General features: G+C 47.9%; 18 protein-coding genes. 4 read left to right on the top strand and 14 right to left on the bottom strand.

From position 1 onward, the window contains the following. Positions 1–175 precede the first annotated feature (175 nt). From GKG43_RS14585 to GKG43_RS14610, 6 genes are all read right to left on the bottom strand, one after another. Positions 176–1,069 carry an ROK family protein gene (locus tag GKG43_RS14585; RefSeq protein ID WP_050640405.1) on the bottom strand — a complete coding sequence of 298 codons (894 nt, stop codon included), beginning with the start codon at positions 1,067–1,069 and terminating at the stop codon, positions 176–178. A 58-nt stretch (positions 1,070–1,127) separates the two neighbouring features. Further along, positions 1,128–1,817 carry an N-acetylmannosamine-6-phosphate 2-epimerase gene (locus GKG43_RS14590; RefSeq protein WP_129879782.1) on the bottom strand — a complete coding sequence of 230 codons (690 nt, stop codon included), beginning with the start codon at positions 1,815–1,817 and terminating at the stop codon, positions 1,128–1,130. 2 nt (positions 1,818–1,819) lie between these two features. Then, positions 1,820–2,449 carry an SGNH/GDSL hydrolase family protein gene (locus GKG43_RS14595; protein WP_050640407.1) on the bottom strand — a complete coding sequence of 210 codons (630 nt, stop codon included), beginning with the start codon at positions 2,447–2,449 and terminating at the stop codon, positions 1,820–1,822. 21 nt (positions 2,450–2,470) lie between these two features. After that, positions 2,471–3,346, bottom strand: a complete 876-nt coding sequence (locus GKG43_RS14600; protein ID WP_025656143.1) for a carbohydrate ABC transporter permease — start codon at positions 3,344–3,346, stop codon at positions 2,471–2,473. Next, positions 3,346–4,260 (bottom strand): sugar ABC transporter permease, encoded by a 915-nt coding sequence (locus GKG43_RS14605; protein WP_050640408.1) that lies wholly within the window; start codon positions 4,258–4,260, stop codon positions 3,346–3,348. Before GKG43_RS14605 ends, GKG43_RS14600 begins: the two co-directional genes overlap by 1 nt. A 92-nt stretch (positions 4,261–4,352) precedes the next feature. Further along, positions 4,353–5,666 (bottom strand): sugar ABC transporter substrate-binding protein, encoded by a 1,314-nt coding sequence (locus GKG43_RS14610; protein WP_050640409.1) that lies wholly within the window; start codon positions 5,664–5,666, stop codon positions 4,353–4,355. A gap of 564 nt (positions 5,667–6,230) precedes the next feature. Here GKG43_RS14610 and GKG43_RS14615 point away from each other — a divergent pair. Then, positions 6,231–7,088 carry a MurR/RpiR family transcriptional regulator gene (locus GKG43_RS14615; RefSeq protein ID WP_025656140.1) on the top strand — a complete coding sequence of 286 codons (858 nt, stop codon included), beginning with the start codon at positions 6,231–6,233 and terminating at the stop codon, positions 7,086–7,088. Positions 7,089–7,123: 35 nt separating this feature from the next. Here the strand turns inward: GKG43_RS14615 and truA are convergent, their stop codons facing one another. The 4 genes from truA to GKG43_RS14635 all read right to left on the bottom strand — a co-directional run bounded on the left by truA (position 7,124) and on the right by GKG43_RS14635 (position 10,538). Further along, on the bottom strand, positions 7,124–7,900 hold the full coding sequence (gene truA, locus GKG43_RS14620; RefSeq protein ID WP_050640410.1) for a tRNA pseudouridine(38-40) synthase TruA: 777 nt from the start codon (positions 7,898–7,900) through the stop codon (positions 7,124–7,126). 136 nt (positions 7,901–8,036) lie between these two features. Continuing rightward, the gene (locus tag GKG43_RS14625; RefSeq protein WP_129879780.1) at positions 8,037–8,861 is read right to left on the bottom strand and encodes an energy-coupling factor transporter transmembrane component T; all 825 of its coding nucleotides are present in this window, start codon (positions 8,859–8,861) and stop codon (positions 8,037–8,039) included. Continuing rightward, positions 8,854–9,702, bottom strand: a complete 849-nt coding sequence (locus tag GKG43_RS14630; RefSeq protein WP_050640412.1) for an energy-coupling factor transporter ATPase — start codon at positions 9,700–9,702, stop codon at positions 8,854–8,856. The genes GKG43_RS14625 and GKG43_RS14630 overlap by 8 nt, the downstream gene beginning before the upstream one ends. Further along, positions 9,687–10,538: an energy-coupling factor transporter ATPase gene (locus GKG43_RS14635; protein WP_050640413.1), complete on the bottom strand. Its 852-nt coding sequence runs from the start codon at positions 10,536–10,538 to the stop codon at positions 9,687–9,689. Before GKG43_RS14635 ends, GKG43_RS14630 begins: the two co-directional genes overlap by 16 nt. 302 nt (positions 10,539–10,840) lie before the next feature. On the opposite strand from GKG43_RS14635, the gene GKG43_RS14640 reads away from it, so the two are divergent. Then, positions 10,841–11,548 (top strand): GntR family transcriptional regulator, encoded by a 708-nt coding sequence (locus GKG43_RS14640; RefSeq protein ID WP_050640414.1) that lies wholly within the window; start codon positions 10,841–10,843, stop codon positions 11,546–11,548. Here the strand turns inward: GKG43_RS14640 and GKG43_RS14645 are convergent. The 4 genes from GKG43_RS14645 to GKG43_RS14660 all read right to left on the bottom strand — a co-directional run bounded on the left by GKG43_RS14645 (position 11,505) and on the right by GKG43_RS14660 (position 14,597). Further along, positions 11,505–12,470: a DMT family transporter gene (locus GKG43_RS14645; protein ID WP_129879778.1), complete on the bottom strand. Its 966-nt coding sequence runs from the start codon at positions 12,468–12,470 to the stop codon at positions 11,505–11,507. The two genes, GKG43_RS14640 and GKG43_RS14645, sit on opposite strands and share 44 nt — an antisense overlap. Before the next feature lie 6 nt (positions 12,471–12,476). Then, the gene (locus GKG43_RS14650; protein ID WP_129879776.1) at positions 12,477–12,995 is read right to left on the bottom strand and encodes a peptidylprolyl isomerase; all 519 of its coding nucleotides are present in this window, start codon (positions 12,993–12,995) and stop codon (positions 12,477–12,479) included. A gap of 83 nt (positions 12,996–13,078) precedes the next feature. Next, positions 13,079–13,678 carry a hypothetical protein gene (locus GKG43_RS14655; RefSeq protein ID WP_050640417.1) on the bottom strand — a complete coding sequence of 200 codons (600 nt, stop codon included), beginning with the start codon at positions 13,676–13,678 and terminating at the stop codon, positions 13,079–13,081. Between the two features lie 46 nt (positions 13,679–13,724). Next, complete coding sequence (locus tag GKG43_RS14660; RefSeq protein WP_202976927.1) at positions 13,725–14,597, bottom strand: DMT family transporter; 873 nt, start codon at positions 14,595–14,597, stop codon at positions 13,725–13,727. Between the two features lie 214 nt (positions 14,598–14,811). Between GKG43_RS14660 and GKG43_RS14665 the strand changes: the two genes are divergently transcribed. Both GKG43_RS14665 and GKG43_RS14670 read left to right on the top strand, forming a co-directional pair. Next, the gene (locus tag GKG43_RS14665; RefSeq protein ID WP_055154687.1) at positions 14,812–15,696 is read left to right on the top strand and encodes a hypothetical protein; all 885 of its coding nucleotides are present in this window, start codon (positions 14,812–14,814) and stop codon (positions 15,694–15,696) included. Between the two features lie 36 nt (positions 15,697–15,732). Next, the gene (locus GKG43_RS14670) at positions 15,733–15,993 is read left to right on the top strand and encodes a helix-turn-helix domain-containing protein (RefSeq protein WP_050640419.1); all 261 of its coding nucleotides are present in this window, start codon (positions 15,733–15,735) and stop codon (positions 15,991–15,993) included. Positions 15,994–16,092: the final 99 nt, after the last annotated feature.

Raw genomic sequence — 16,092 nt, forward strand, 5'->3', positions numbered from 1 at the left:
TTGGTTGCAAGCCATAAATACTTTATCACAAAGTGGTGTCCTCTTTTCATTTAATCCGAATAAAATTTTACGCTAGCATCGTGAACTTTTTGACAGTATAACGGTATCACTGTGATTAAACCTTTACCAAAATATTCTGCCGCCATAAGGCAAAATCTCGGCCGCCCTGACAGGTTTAACTGCATTCCAGCCTCCGCATTTGAAAGTGATAAAACGCGCCCAGCATCCCAGCGTCATTGCGCTGTTTTGCGAATTCCAGCCTGGTTTTTTCAAAGATAACCGGTTTCAAAAATCTCCGGAGCTGATCCGTAACCAATGGTTTCAGATATGCTTCCTGGGCCGCAATGCCGCCGCCCAGAACCACCACCTCGGGATTGATTACATAACAGATATTGGCTATCCCTTCCCCGAGAATCTCTGCCATCTGTTCAATTGCGGCTATACAGGCCGCATCCCCGCGCCCGGCCTCTTCAAAAATCCGGATTCCCGGCCAGGCTTTCGGATCCTCCTGTTTTTTCTCCGCTACATTTTTACTCAGTATACTGCTGGCTCCCAGCGTCTGGAAGTCGCTGCCGTACATATTCATATATCCAATCTCGCAGGCACTGCTGCTAAACCCATGGAAGACCTTCCCGTCAATCAGAATACAGCCGCCGATGCCTGTTCCCAGCGTCAGGCAGACTGCCACCCGGCTGCCGGAAGCCGCTCCGTTCTTGTACTCCGCAAGGCCCGCACAGTTCACATCGTTCTCAACCTCACAGGGGATGCCGTATGTTTCTTCGAGCACCTTTTTAAACTGTGTTCCCGTATAGTGGGGAATGAGTTCTCCCGAATAGAAGATCTCTCCTTTTTCACAGTCCACCATACCTGCCGTGGAAATGCAGATACCGGATATCTCCTGTTTCTCCCGGTACAGATCGATGATCTGCCCCGCCTTCTCCAATATTGCAGCCGCGCCCCGGTGAGCTTCCGTATCCATGCTGCTCTTTTCCAATATTCTGCCTTCTTCATCCAGCAGACCATATTTGATAGATGTACCGCCTATATCAATGCTTATGTAGTATCTCATGCTCTCACCCCGCAGTACCAGTACAGCGTTTCCAAAATAACAAAAACCCTATACCTGTCTATTTTTTTAATGCTTCCACGAACTGCTTTGTAATGATCTGCGGCCTGGTAATGGCGCTGCCTACTACCACACTGTAGACCCCCAGATCCATCACTCTGCGCACCTTTTCCGGCGTATTGATATTGCCTTCCGCTATAACCTCATGGGAAACACTGCGCATAATCTCTTTGATAATCGCAAAGTCATCAGACTCGATCTTCAGGCCCCGGCTCTGCTTTGTATATCCTACCAGGGTTGTACCGATAAAGTCAAATCCCATCCGGTCAGCATGGAGTGCTTCCTCCACCGTGGAACAGTCTGCCATCAGCAGCTGGCTTGGATAGGCACTGCGTACTTCCTGATAGAATTCCTCCAGAGTCTTCCCCTGCGGCCTCAGCGAACTTGTCGCGTCCAGTGCTATAATCTCGGGCCCCACTGCCATCAATTCTTCGATCTCACGCATCGTAGGCGTAATATACACTTCACTGTCCGCATAGTCTCTCTTCACGATTCCTATGATCGGCAGGTCAACACTCTTTTTTATCTCCGTGATATCTTCCTTCGTATTCGCCCGGATTCCTGCTGCGCCGCCTTCTTTCGCCGCCGCGGCCATCCGGCCCATAATATAGGAGGAGTGCAGCGGTTCTTCAGGAAGAGCCTGACACGAAACGATCAGCCTTCCCTTCATTTGTTCAATTCCCTTATTCAATGTCACACCTTCTCTCTGATAAATTCCGCCAGCATTTCAGCCAGTCTGTTATGGCTTTGGGCGTCCAGATGCATGTAATCAATCTGATTCATCGTGACGATATCCGCAGTATCTATAAAATCACATCCGCATGATTCTGCGCAGATTTTATATTCCGCCGCCAGCTTCTCCGACTTTTCACTGCATATTCCCATCTCCCCTGCCACGGGTGAAGTCTCACAAGCCTTTTCGATCGGCCCGGGAGCCAGCAGGAGGATCTGCGGATTATCACGCCACGCATCCGTCTGTTTTGCTTTCATAATGAGACGCTTCATCCCGTCTGCAATATTCTTTGGTGTCGCCGAAAAACGCTCTTTACAGTCATTTGTCCCCAGCATAATTATCAAATAATCTATGGGAGAATGGGACATCAGGCACGGATTCAGATAAGCCAGTCCATTCATTCCCTCATTGAGCGGATCATCAAACACCGCAGTCCTTCCGCAAAGTCCTTCTTCTATTACCGTATATTCCTCTCCCAACAGTTCCCGGAGCCGACCGGTCCATCGGATCTCATCCGGAAACCTTCCATCCGACACCGCATCATATCCCCAGGTGTTCGAATCTCCAAAACAAACAATTCTTTTCCTCATGGTTTTGCCCTTCCAATCTCGTTATCCTTTTACCGCTCCCATTGCAAGGCCCTGCACGAAATTCTTCTGTGCCGCCCATACGATCAGCAATACCGGAACCAGCGTGATGACAGCTGTAACCGCCATTGGCCCCCATTCCAGCCCGCGGTCCGTAATAAAACCGGCAATGACTACTGGCAGTGTCTTGGATTTATTGACACTCAGGATTACGGCAAACAAAAATTCATTCCACGCTCCAATAAATGCCAGGATCCCGGATGCAATGATTCCCGGTTTGGTAATCGGAAAAATGATATAGAAAAATCGTTTTGTGAATCCGCACCCGTCCAGCATGGCTGATTCCTCCAATTCATTGGGCAGCTGTTCAAAGAATCCCATCATCAGCCAGATAACAAGAGGAAGGTTAAAGCTTGTGTTCATAATAATCAGTGCAGTTTTCGTATCAATCAGATGCAGCGTCCTCATTACCAGATACACCGGTATGGCCGTCGCAATAGCGGGGTACATCTTCTGGATCATAAACCACAGGCCAAAATACTTTCTCGCCTTTTTACCGATTGACCCGCGCGCAACGGAGTATGCAGCCATACTGCCAAGAAGCACGGATATAACTGTGGATACTGCCGCAACAACAAATGTATTTAAAAAGTGCATTGCAAGCTGGTCTTTTCCAAAGACACTCTCATAGCTCTCCATCGTCAGCTGATTCGGGATCAGTACGGGAGGGCTGGCCAGATAGTCTGCCTTCACTTTAAATGAACTGGTCAGAAGCCAGTATAATGGAAAGAGGATCAGTATCATGCTGACGACAATTAAAACCACCCGAACCGGCTTTCCGGCAAAATTTCCAATAATATTGTCAATGGTTGGCAGCTTTCTGTGTTTTTTTCTGTTCATCACAAATTCTCCTCCATTCTGTCTCTTAACCTCAGGAATCCCATTGTTACCACTGTCATCACAACTACAAATATGATGGCAAGAGATGCGGAGTATCCTGCATCAAAGAATTTGAGCCCCTGCTTGTATATGTAGTTCGGCAGCATCTCTGTTGCACTGCCGGGGCCTCCGTTTGTCATAACATAAACCGTGTCAAATACTTTGAATGCATCTACGAATCTGAGCATTACGACAACAGTCAGTACCGGGCTCATCATCGGCAGGACAATCTTTCTGAAAATCTGGCCGTTGGTCGCACCGTCCACAGAAGCAGCCTCCAGACAGTCTGACGGCAGGGCTTTCAGTCCGGCTGCACAGATAATCGTTACCCAGGGAACCAGCTGCCAGACATTGACCAGTATTACAGAGAGCATCGCCGTGTTCGGACTGCTCAGCCAGGTAATACTGGGAACCCCAAGAAAGCTCAGGAAATAGTTAATAATACCGGTGGAGGAATCCAGCATCATACGCCACAGAGTACCGACAGCCACCGGAGCCATAATCATGGGGATCAGAAAAATAGAGGTACAGATCCTTGCCCACATCTTGTCGGAGCAGAGAGCCATGGCCAGAAACAGACCGATCACTACCTCCAGTGCCACCGATACAACTGCGAACAGCAGAGTATTTCCAGTGCTTGTAAGCAATGTAGGGTCACTGAACATCTTGATATAGTTGCCGAATCCGATGAATTCCGGCACCGCATTCGGCAGGTTCAGTTTCAACCTGAAAAAACTCAGATACAGGGAATACAGCAGGGGAAGCAGCGCAGTAATCCCCAGAAAAATCATGGTAGGAACCAGGAACATCCATGATGCAAACTTATCGCCTCTGCTCTTTCGGATCACAGGAGCGGCACTTTTCGTTCTTTTCATCTTAGCCATGCTTTATTTTCAGTCCTTTCTTGAAAGAAGATTACCTGCAGGTTATAAATCCGCAGGTAATCTATTCCGCAATTTTATAGTAATTACAGATTATAGTTCTTTGTACCTTCTTCAGGCGGTGCATTCTTCAATGCATCTTCTATACCTTTTTTCATTTTGCTGACAGCCGTTTCAAGATCTATCTGATCTGACATATATTCACTGACAACGGTGTTGAGCATAGTATCTACTTCTGTTGAAGCCGGAATTCTCCACCACAGGTTTGCTGTATCCAGAGCTTCTCTTACAGTATCCATATAGGTGCCTTTGATGCCGTCCTGCTCCCAGAATGCTTTTCTCGGTGACAGAATACCATAGTCTTCATAGAATTGATTCTGCTTTTCAGCACTCGTGTACATCTTGACCCACTCCCAGGCAAGTTCCTGATTCTTGGAGCTTGCAGGTATCGATAAATCCCATGCACTCAGCAGAGTAGTTCCGGTCTTGTCATAAGGAATGGTTCCCAGCGCCCATTTCCCAACTACCTTGGACTGTGACTCATCATCAGCTGCCTGTACAAGTCCCAGGGTAGGCCATGTCTCGCACACAGCTGCTTTGCCGTCCAGGAATGCCTTGATCGACTCTTCTGTTCCCCAGGATAAGATAGCGGGATCCGCATAGTCCTGAATCTCTTTCAGATGTTCCAGCGCCTCTCTTGTCTCTGGTGAGTCGATGGTTACGTTCCAGTCCTCATCCGCCCAGGATCCGCCCATGGACCAGAGCACATAGTCAAACACACCGCCAAGCTGTCCGGTCGTAGCTGATACGGAAATACCATATATGCCCTCATCCGGTTTGGTCTGTGCTTTTGCAGCTTCTCTGTACTTCTCCCATGTATCCGGGATGCCGTCCGGCATCAGATCTGTCCTGTAAGCAAAAAGCTGCGGAGTACTTGCGTTTGGAATTCCTGTAATTTTCCCCTGCCAGGTACCGGAGTTCTCCAGAACCTTTTCGATAAATTCATCCATATCGTAGTTGTCTTTTTCTATAAAATCAGTGAGTTCCGTCAGGTATGGTGCAAATTCTCCGTCCCACTGGCTGGCAACATCGATTACATCGTATGAGCCTGTTCCGCTGGTCAGATCCAGCAGCGCCTTTTCATGCAGTGTGGTATAAGGGAAGTCAACCACCTCTACCGTTGCGCCCGTCTGCTCTTCGAATTCATCCACCATGGACTTGGCTGCATCCGCATATACACTTGACATATACAGAACCGTCAGCTTTTCTCCTGCGTATGGCTTGCCGCTGTCATCCTTTGAAGCGGAAGTATCTTCCTTCGCTTTTCCTCCTCCGCAGCCTGCCAGCATCCCTGCAACCATTGCCGTACACAATAAGACACTTACAATCTTCTTTTTCATGTTTTTCCTCCTTCACCCTTTGATATCGCAGATATTTTTGAAAGAAATTTTTTTATTTTATTTTTTATGAACTATTTTTTTCAAATCTGCGATATTGTTTTTACTTGTTGAAATAATTTTATCATTCACCTTTCTTAATGTCAACAGTACATAATCAACAGTTTTTAAGGTGTTTTTTTGGTTCTTTTAACCAATAAATTATTTTTTAACTGTTTTATTACTTTAAAAATAAAATAAAAATTTTTTCTTTTTTATCTTTTTTAATATGGTTTTCAATTTTATTTTGACATCTTTTTAACCATTCTTGACGATTGACAGGAAATTTTTTTTACTGTAAAATATTACTATACCCAAAGGGCATCCCGTAACTCATGCCCTGCAGGCGGATCTGCAGCTAAGCTGCAGAATAAGGTATACCCAAAGGGCATCCCGTAACTCATGCCCTGCGGACGGATCTGCAGTCAAGCTGCAGAACAGGGTTTAAAAATACGCAGATTACTGCATACCTGCCCCGGGGACGTATATAAAGATGCCCTCGGGTATCACTATGAGGGAGGTTTCACAATGGCTACCACGAATCTTATGACCGAAATCACAAGCAGATATTCCAAAATGACTAAAGCAGAAAAGAAAGTCGCTGATTTTGTACTTTCTTCCCCCCAGACCGCTCTGAGCTCAACGATCACCGACCTGTCCAAGCTCTGCGATGTCGGGGAGACCAGTGTATTCCGTTTCTGCCGTACACTGTCATTGAAAGGGTATCAGGATTTCAAACTCTCATTGGCGCTCAGCACCTCCACCCCCGAATCCCTCTCTAAAAAGGAACTGATCGACGTGGCGGACACTGACAATTGCAAGGATACTGCCGCCAGAGTTCTCCAGGCTTACAATGTTGCACTGGACCAGGCATTTGAGACTCTGAACTTCAACGCAATCCCGAAGGTCGTGGATCTCATGTTGTCTGCCAGGAGCATCAACCTGTTTGGATTCGGCGGTTCCGGGACAAGCGCCAGCGAGGCCCGCAACAAGTTTATGAAGATACTGCCCAATGTCATCTACAACTCAGACGCACATATGCAGCTGACACAGGCCGCCCTTCTTGGAGAAGGGGATCTTGCCGTCATTTTCTGTAATTCCGGTATCACCAAGGATTGTATTGAGATTGCAAGGATATGCCACAGCGCCAGGGCATCCGTCGTGTTTATTACCATGTTTCTTAAGACGCCCGCAGCCCAGTATTCCAATATCCTGCTGCTATGCGGAGCCAACGAAGGGCCAATGGAAGGTGGTTCGATTGCAGCAAAGACGGCCCAGCTCTTTTTAATCGATATCTTATATGCCGAAGTTTACAAAAAACTGGGCGATAAAGCGTTGGAAAATAAGAAAAAGACATCTCAGATCATTACAGAAAAGATGATGTAGACACAAAAACGGCGTTATTCCATAAAGCATCTCTATTATGGAATAACGCCATTTTTATTTTTACGGGATTCCCTTTGGGTATACTCTATCCCCACCAGGACCAGCCCGTGAGGCGGGGCAGTAACTCCAGCCGCCTGCCGGTCCCTCGCTTCCAGAATATCCTTCACCTGCTCCGGCGTGTAGAATCCACGCCCGACTCTCAGCAGCGTCCCCACTATAATCCGCACCATGTTATAGAGAAATCCATTTCCGCGGATCCTTATCGTAAGTTCTTCCCCATTTTCCAGAATATCCAGATCATATACGGTACGTACAGTATCCTCTGCGTTGGTCCTGACGTTGCAGAAACTTGCAAAGTCGTGTTCACCTAGCAGATATCCCGCCGCCCTGCGCATGTTTTCCAGATCCAGGCTGTAGGACACAAAATATGTCGTCCGTCTTCTGATGGGGTCCGGCACCCTTGTATTGAGAATATGGTACTCATAAGTTTTCACAGTATCGCAGTACCTCGGATGCCAGTCAGCTGGTACTTCCTCGGATTTTACAATCACGATGTCCTCCGGCATACGCCGGTTCAGTGCGTAAGCCAGCCTGTCGGGCGGAATCGTCGTATCCGTATCAAAAACGGCCACATTCCCCCGCGCATGCACTCCCGAATCCGTCCGGCTGGCACCGATGACCCGGATCTCCTCGCCTGTCAGCTTTGATAGTTTTTTATTCAATACTTCCTCTATCGTAATTCCGTTCGGCTGAATCTGCCAGCCGCAGTAATTTGTGCCGTCATAGGCAACTGTCAGTTTGATTCGTTTCATAATCCCTCACCGAATCCCCGGAAGAACTGCCCTGTATATTGATCCATATCCGCGAACCGTACAAGAGCCCTCTGCCTCTCGTGCCGCGGCGCGCATTGCACCAAACCACTTTCTATCCGGGAACCGCATTTATTTGTTAAAATATCCATATGTGGAACGGCACATAGCGCCCCACAATAAATACCAACACCATATACAAAAGTGTGATGATATATCCCGCCCGGTCTCTGCCTTTGTATACCAGGGGCTTCATCTTGGTTCTTCCTTCCCCGCCATGGTAGCATCTGGATTCCATGGCCATAGCCAGATCGTTTGCCCGCCTGAATGCGGACACAAACAAAGGAACCAGAATGGGAATCATGGCTTTTGCTTTCTGGATCATATTGCCGCTGTCCAAGTCCGCCCCCCTGGCGATCTGCGCCTTCATAATCTTATCCGTCTCCTCCAGAAGAATGGGAATGAAACGAAGGGCAATCGACATCATCATCGCCACCTCGTGAACCGGCACCCTGATCTTATTCAGCGGATGCAGCAGCTTTTCAATCCCGTCTGTCAGGAAGTTTGGCGTTGTGGTAAACGTCATAATGGACGATCCCATGATCAGGTAAATCAGGCGGATCGCCGTATACACAGAGGTTTCAAGCCCCTTTTCCGTAATATGGAAAATCCAGAAATGCACAAGCTCCGCACCGCCCCTTGTCAGAAAAAGGTTAAACAGTACCGTAATCAAAAGCAGAATCATGATAGGTTTCAAGCCTTTCACAATAAATTTGAACGGTACCCTGCTCATGTAAATAACCGCGCCTAAAAATAAGGTTGCAACCACATACCCCAGAATACTCCTCTGTATAAAAAGGGATATCAGAAATAAAAGCGTACATACAATCTTCACCCTTGGATCCAGTCTGTGGATCACACTTTTAGCCGGATAATATTGTCCGATTGTAATATCTCTAACCATGAATACTCCTCATTATCTCTTCTGCTGCTTCTTCCACCGTTGTTGCATCCGTACGCACGTTCATACCTTTCGCCTTCAGGGCGTGCATAATATAGGTTACCTGGGGGGCCGCAAGCCCGACTTCTTCCAGTTCCCGGTAATGGGCAAACACCTCTTTCGGCTTCCCGTCAAACATTTTTGCGCCCTCATTCATCACAATAATCCGGCTCACGTATCTGGCGATATCCTCCATGCTGTGAGACACGAGAATTACGGTCATATTGGTATTCTTGTGCAGATAGTCGATCTGATCCAGAATGTCGTCCCGCCCTTTTGGATCCAGACCTGCCGTCGGCTCATCCAGCACCAGGACACTGGGCCGCATAGCCAGTACGCCTGCTATGGCCGCCCGGCGCTTCTGTCCCCCGGAGAGCTCGAAGGGAGACTGATGGTAGTATTCCTCCGGAAAGCCAACCAGCTCCAGGGCTTCTTTTGCGCGCTCCTCACAGACTTCTTTCGCCAGCCCCTGGTTCTTGGGGCCAAAGCATACATCGCTGAGAACATCCACCTCAAATAGCTGATGCTCCGGATACTGGAATACCAGCCCCACCTGATTCCGAAGCTCCTTCATGTTGTATCCTTCGTCATAGATATTCTTCCCGTCAAAATACAGTGCACCGCTGCTTGCTTTTATCAGACCGTTAAAATGCTGAATCAGTGTGGATTTGCCGGAACCGGTATGTCCGATGATCCCCACAAACTCTCCCTGACGAATCTCCAGGCTGATATCTTTGAGCGCCTGCTTTTCGTAAGCTGTTCCCGGGCTGTATACGTAATTGATATGTTCTAACTTAATTGACATAATGCTTCCACCAGCTCCTCTGTCCGTAAAATTCCGGAAGGAATCTTTAACCCCTTCCTTTTGAGTGCCTCTGCCAGCATCGTTACCTGCGGCACGTCCAGCCTGTACTTTTTCAGTTCGTCCACCCGGCTGAATATCTCCCGGGGCGTCCCATGCATTACAACATGTCCCCTGTCCATCACATATACCTGGTCTGCATCAATCACTTCCTCCATGTAATGGGTTATCAGAATAACGGTCACCTTTTTTCTTCTGCGCAGTTCCTGTACCGTCCGGATGACTTCTTTTCTTCCGTTGGGGTCCAGCATCGCGGTAGGCTCATCCAGAACAATGCATTTGGGTTCCATGGCGATCACGCCAGCGATTGCTACACGCTGTTTCTGCCCGCCGGACAGCTTATTCGGAGAATGATTCCGGTATTCCAGCATGCCGACCGCCTTCAGGCTGTCCTTTACCCTTTTCCAGATCTCATCGGTAGGTACACCCAGGTTCTCCGGACCAAATCCCACATCCTCTTCTACTACAGTGCCGATGATCTGGTTGTCCGGATTCTGGAACACCATTCCCGCCGATTGTCTGACGTTCCACAGCTCCATCGGATCCTTCGTGTCTCTTCCATCCACCCATATTGTCCCTCCCGAGGGAACCAGGATCGCATTCATGTGCTTCGCCAGCGTGGACTTTCCGGAACCGTTGTGTCCCAGAATGGCAACAAAGTCCCCCGGGGCAATGTCAATATCCACGCCGTCGACCGCGCGGTTCATGCCAATGACATTGCCTTCTTCATCCCGCTTTTCGTATTCATAAATCAGTTTTTCTGACCGGACCATCTTCATATATGGCTAACGCCTCCATTTTAACGTATTTACTGCTCACTATTGTACGGTATGAACTGGCTTTTTGCAAGGTGCAGTTTTGAGTACTGATAGCAGGCCACCGTCAATTTATAACCGCTCAGGCAAGTCTGAACGGTTACGGCGAGGGGCAGATGCCCCGAGACCATCACTTTATTGGCTCCGATGCCGTGCAGCGAGGTGCACGGCACGGTCTGAACAGTAACACGGTTACGCCAATTTTCTTGTTTTTGAATTCGTTCTATATTATAATATGCACAAAGATAATACCGGGAGGAAAATGTATGGAATTTCAGAAAATCAGTTCCCCGTCTCTCCGTGACCTTTTCGTGGAGCAGCTGGAACATCTTATTTTATCCGGGAAATTAAAAATCGGTGAAAAGCTGCCGCCGGAACGCCAGCTGGCCGAGATGATGCAGGTCAGCCGCGCCGTAGTGAACAGCGGGCTCGGCGAGCTGGAGAGAAAAGGCTTTTTGAATGTGAAGCCAAGAGTGGGCACTTTCGTGGCAGACTACCGCCGTAAAGGTACTTTGGACACGCTTCTTTCCATTATGAAATACAACGGCGGGAAAATACGCAACGAAGAAATCCGCTCGATCCTGGAGGTCCGTATCGCGTTGGATACCCTGGTTGCACAGCTGTGTATCGACCGGATTACCGAGGAGGAGATCCAGCTCCTCCGAGATAAGATAGAACAGATCAAAGACGCACAGTCTATAGGCGAAGCCTCACAGGCTGCGTTTGAATTTCAGCATGAGTTTGCCCTGCTCTCCCACAACACGCTCATCCCGCTGATTTTCCAGTCCTTCCGCGCCCCCGTGTTCACACTGTGGGAACGCTTTTGTACACTTTATGGGATTCCCGTCCTGTATGAAAACAATTATAAGCTCTGGACCTTCATCCGGGACAGAGACACCCAGGGCGCAGTCGACTGGATCCAGGACTCCGTCAGGGAGAGCATCGATGGGAACCGGACGCTGTATTACGATTAATTTTACTGCTGTTGACAATAAGGATTCCAATACTGACCAGGAGCAGGGCGGAAAGGTTTTTAACCGTTACAATCCGCTCTCCAAGGAAGATACCGGACAAAGCCACCCCGAATACCGGGATGGAAAAACCGTATATGGCCACTTTGCCCACCGGGTTATATTTAAGCAGCAGAGTCCAAAGGCTGAATGCAGCCGTGGAAATAAGCGCCATATAGACCAGAAGCACTGTGGATTTCACAGTAAAGCCATTTACATGACCGCCAAGGGCGAACCCTATTATAATAAGAAGAACGCTCCCGAACAAGATCTGATAAGCAGTAATTGTCATTGGACTTTCTCTGTCCGATATTGTTTTCAATATAACCGTACTGATTCCATAAGCAACGGTACAGATAAATACCATGCCCTCGCCCATCAGAGAAAATCCATCCCCCCAGGCGCCGGGCGACAGGTTGATCACGATGACTCCTGCAAGTCCGAGAGCACAGCCTGCCCCTTTTTTCCACGTCATCTTTTCATCTTGTAGTATAAAATGTGCCGCTGCGATTGATACAAACGCATTGGACGCATTGATAATAGAACCTTTCGTGCCGGTCGTATGCGCAAGTCCCACATAAAAAAAGAAATACTGTACGGTTGTCTGCAAGATTCCCTGTCGCAAGATACACGGGATTGATGACTTTTTCATCGTCAGGAGCCGTTTCTCCAGGATACATCCTATCACAAATGTGAGCACTCCAGAGAGGAAGAACCGGTAGCCAGCAAATAAGATCTGGCTCCCGGTTCCTTCTATTCCAAACCACTCATACCCCACCTTGATACAGGGAAAAGCGCTCCCCCATAGCGCGCAGCAAATTAACGCAAGGATGCAGATCACCGCCGGATTCTGCAGCTGATTCGCCTTCTGTGGTTTTGTTTGCATATTTCTCTACGCTCTTTCCGGTTCTTCGTACTCAACTCCAAAGGTCTCTACCGTTACTTTCTTCATAACCTGTGCTTCCAGAGGCTTATCACTGTAATCTGTAGCTGTCTCTGCGATCTTTTCCACAACATCCATTCCCTCCGTCAGTTCTCCGAATGCAGCGTATGCTCCGTCCAAAAATGGGGAACTCCTGTGCATGATAAAGAACTGGGACCCTGCTGAATCTGGATGCTGGGCACGTGCCATGGAGAGAACTCCCGGTGAATGCGGCAGGTCATTCAGAAAGCCGTTCTGTGTGAATTCTCCTTTGATTCTATATCCCGGGCCGCCCATGCCTGTCCCGTCCGGGCATCCTCCCTGAATCATAAATCCGCTGATGACACGGTGGAAAGTCAGGCCGTCATAAAACCCTTTTTTCACAAGAGATATAAAGTTATTCACCGTATTTGGGGCGATGTTTGGATATAATTTTGCCTTCATAATGTCCCCGTTTTCCATTTCAAATGTTACGATTGGATTTTCCATAATATAAACTCCTCTTTTCTATAAAAAATAATTATCTTTATTGTATCGGATTACAGTGCATTCGTCAATCAGCCATAGGTATACTATTCCATATATCTGATGAGGCCGCCCTTTTCCTCATATCCCGTATCCCACAGATCCTTCAGCGAAAATGTGCTGGCCTCCCCATATGTGGCCACCGTGATAAGCAGGTCCCCTTCTTTCTCTTCGTATCCAAAGCACAAAAACCAGTGCCATACAAAGTCTTTGTATCTTGGGTCTTTGTGCTTCAGCATCAGATACGGCACAGGGAATCCGGCGTCAATCTGCCCTTTTATAAAATCTGCTGCTTCCGTAAAGGTATGACCGCCGTCAAAGCCCGACATCTTAAGCCTTGTATCACCGCAGTCCCGCAGATATTTTTCAAACCCTTCTATAAACATGGATAGCTTTTTAACGCCGCCCACCCGCGGCCTGATGTATGGTTTCATTTTCATGGAAAACTGAATGTACTCCTCTTTGGTCAGATTTTCCACGTCAAACGGATATAAGTGTTTTTTCCCCTGATACATTGCAAAATAAATGCAGCTGTCGCAGGCAGTTGCCGCCGCGCAGCCGCCAACATGCATCACCACATTGGTGAACCAGTCCTGGTCCCCTCCTACCTCGCCGTCTATCATAAAATAGTCTAATAATTTCTTCATCCTTACCTCCAAAGTGCTCTGCCGTCAAGCTCATGTTGTTCTGCCGTTACTTTGTCCGGCGCCCGGCTGATGCAAACGTAGAATAAAATACCACGCCAAGTATGATCACACCGCCGGCAAGCTCTTTTATCCCCGGCTTTTCTCCCAGAAACAAAAATGCCGCCAATATGCCGTAGACCGATTCCAGACCGGATATAATACCTGCCGTCTGCACTTTCACCGTTCCCAGTCCGTCAATATACATAGTATGTGCCACGGCCGTGAATACTACTCCCAGCAGAAGAAGCACCAGAATATCTTTCCCATTAACCTCGGGTTTCAGCAAAAAGACGGAAGGAAGCAATACGATGCCTGCCGTGGCCTGTTCATAGAATGCCGTAAGGCTGCTCGTATATTTCTCCATGAACTTCCGGTTCATTAACGATAATACCGCATAGGACAAACTGCCGGTCATCCCCCAGACTACGCCCTGCGTCATGGTATTTCCCAGCTGGAATTCCGGTACGATAAACAAAACCCCGCACAGCATAATAACTGCAGAAACCACACTGGAAAGCCGTATCTTTTCCCGAAAAAGAACCGGTTCCAAAAACGTTACGAATAACGGAAACGTAGAGAATGTCAGTGTCCCAATGGCTACCGTAGATGTCTGTATGGACTGCATAAAAGTGGTCCAGTGTACAGCCAATACAATCCCCGCCGTAATCATCAGCAGGTAATCCCTGCCCGATAAGAGACGCAGACGTTCCTTTTTTATCTTCAGCAAAAACCACAAAAACAAAGAGGAGAATATGACCCTCCCCAGTACGATAATCACTGCCGGCAGATCCACCCACTTCGCAAAAAGACCTGCCAGGCCGAATAAAAGCACTGCAATATGTATCGATGCAAGACCATTCCTCCGGCTTTCCATCCCCATTTCCGCCTTTCCTTATATCTTTCTCGATCTATTAGATCGCACCACCGACTATGTTATCAAACAAAATATAGTATAGCATAAACCGCACCGGCTTCAAAGGGGTCTGACCCCTTTGAACTTTTTCTTGCATTTTCACTGTTTTTGTTGTATATTTAAATCGTAAGTAGTAAGTAATAAGTAGTAACTTAATACACGATAAAAAAGGAGGGTTCTTATGTCAGAATTAACTTTACAAGAACGTTTTGCCCTTATTGCTCTTAACGCACAGGACAGTCTGCATATGACGACAGCTAAAAAAGCCGCCCTGCGCTCTATCGCAGCAGCGGAGATTTTAGAAAAGTATTTGGATGCTGTCTGGCCGGACCAGGATGCTCTGGAACAGGAATTAAAATCTGCTGCAGATGGTTCTTCCCGTACACTCAAACAGACTGAAAAAGAGATCAAGGCTATACTGGCTGAAAAGAATCTGCTGACCGAAATTCCTAATCTTCTGGCCTGTGATTTATTTTATGTAACTGCCGGAGTTAATATTTTTGAATACTGCAGCAATGTGGAGGAATACACACGACAAACGGAGGGCATGCGCGCGGAACTTATGGAAGACGGTAATGTTACCGACGATGTCATCTGCCTGTTTTGGCTGCTGCGCGAAAGCGGATGCTTTTATGATCTCTTTACCCGCGCGGAGCAGGGTTACCTTGCCACACGGATCAACCAGCTGTATCTGGAGTCGCCCTTGGCAAAGCAATTATTCCCCATCCAGACCCGTCACGCGTTTGAAGCCTTCAGCCAAAAGTTTCTGAAGAAAAAGGAGGATATTTTTACAACGCCCTTTGGAACCGGACTTCTGTTCGCCTGCCCGTTTTTCGAGCGCTCCCAGTCCATCTTCATTGAGGCAGACGCCTGGTTCTCGGGCAATGATAAGCGGCTGGAATGTGTCATCCGCCGGCTGGAAGAGAAGGGGCACGAGGTGCATGTCCTGCGCGCCGGCACCGTGCCGCTCCTGAAAGTGGATAATTTCCATTATGAGTGCATTCCCACACAGATCGTGGTTAAGGCCCCCGTTCAGGGCGTCCGTCTGCGTCGTTATGTCATGTAGCAGCCCGTACATTAAGAAAAGTAAGGAGAGATTCTAATGTCAAGACAACGTTCTATGGAAACTATACTTGCATCTGAATACGTCTCCATCGGTGAACTCGTCCGTATCACCGGTGCGCGTTACAGCACCCTGAAGTATTATACCGAGGAAGGCATGCTGCCCTTCGAGCAGGCTGAGGAGAACCTGACCCGCCGCTTTCCCCGCGAAAATGCAGTTAGACAGATCGAACGCATCCGGGACTTGCGCCTGCAGGGGCTTTCCATCCCTGAAATAAAGGAACAGCTGGACCGGATTTAATGCCTATGGTCGAAATGTACACATTTTTTAAATTTTTTTGGTTACTCGTGATATTGTCCATTCGGGGTTTCTTTATTATACTGAATTCAGAAAGCAAGG

The organism is Eubacterium sp. BIOML-A2, from assembly GCF_009680135.1.
GTDB classification, from domain to species: Bacteria; Bacillota; Clostridia; order Lachnospirales; family Lachnospiraceae; genus Faecalicatena; species Faecalicatena contortus_B.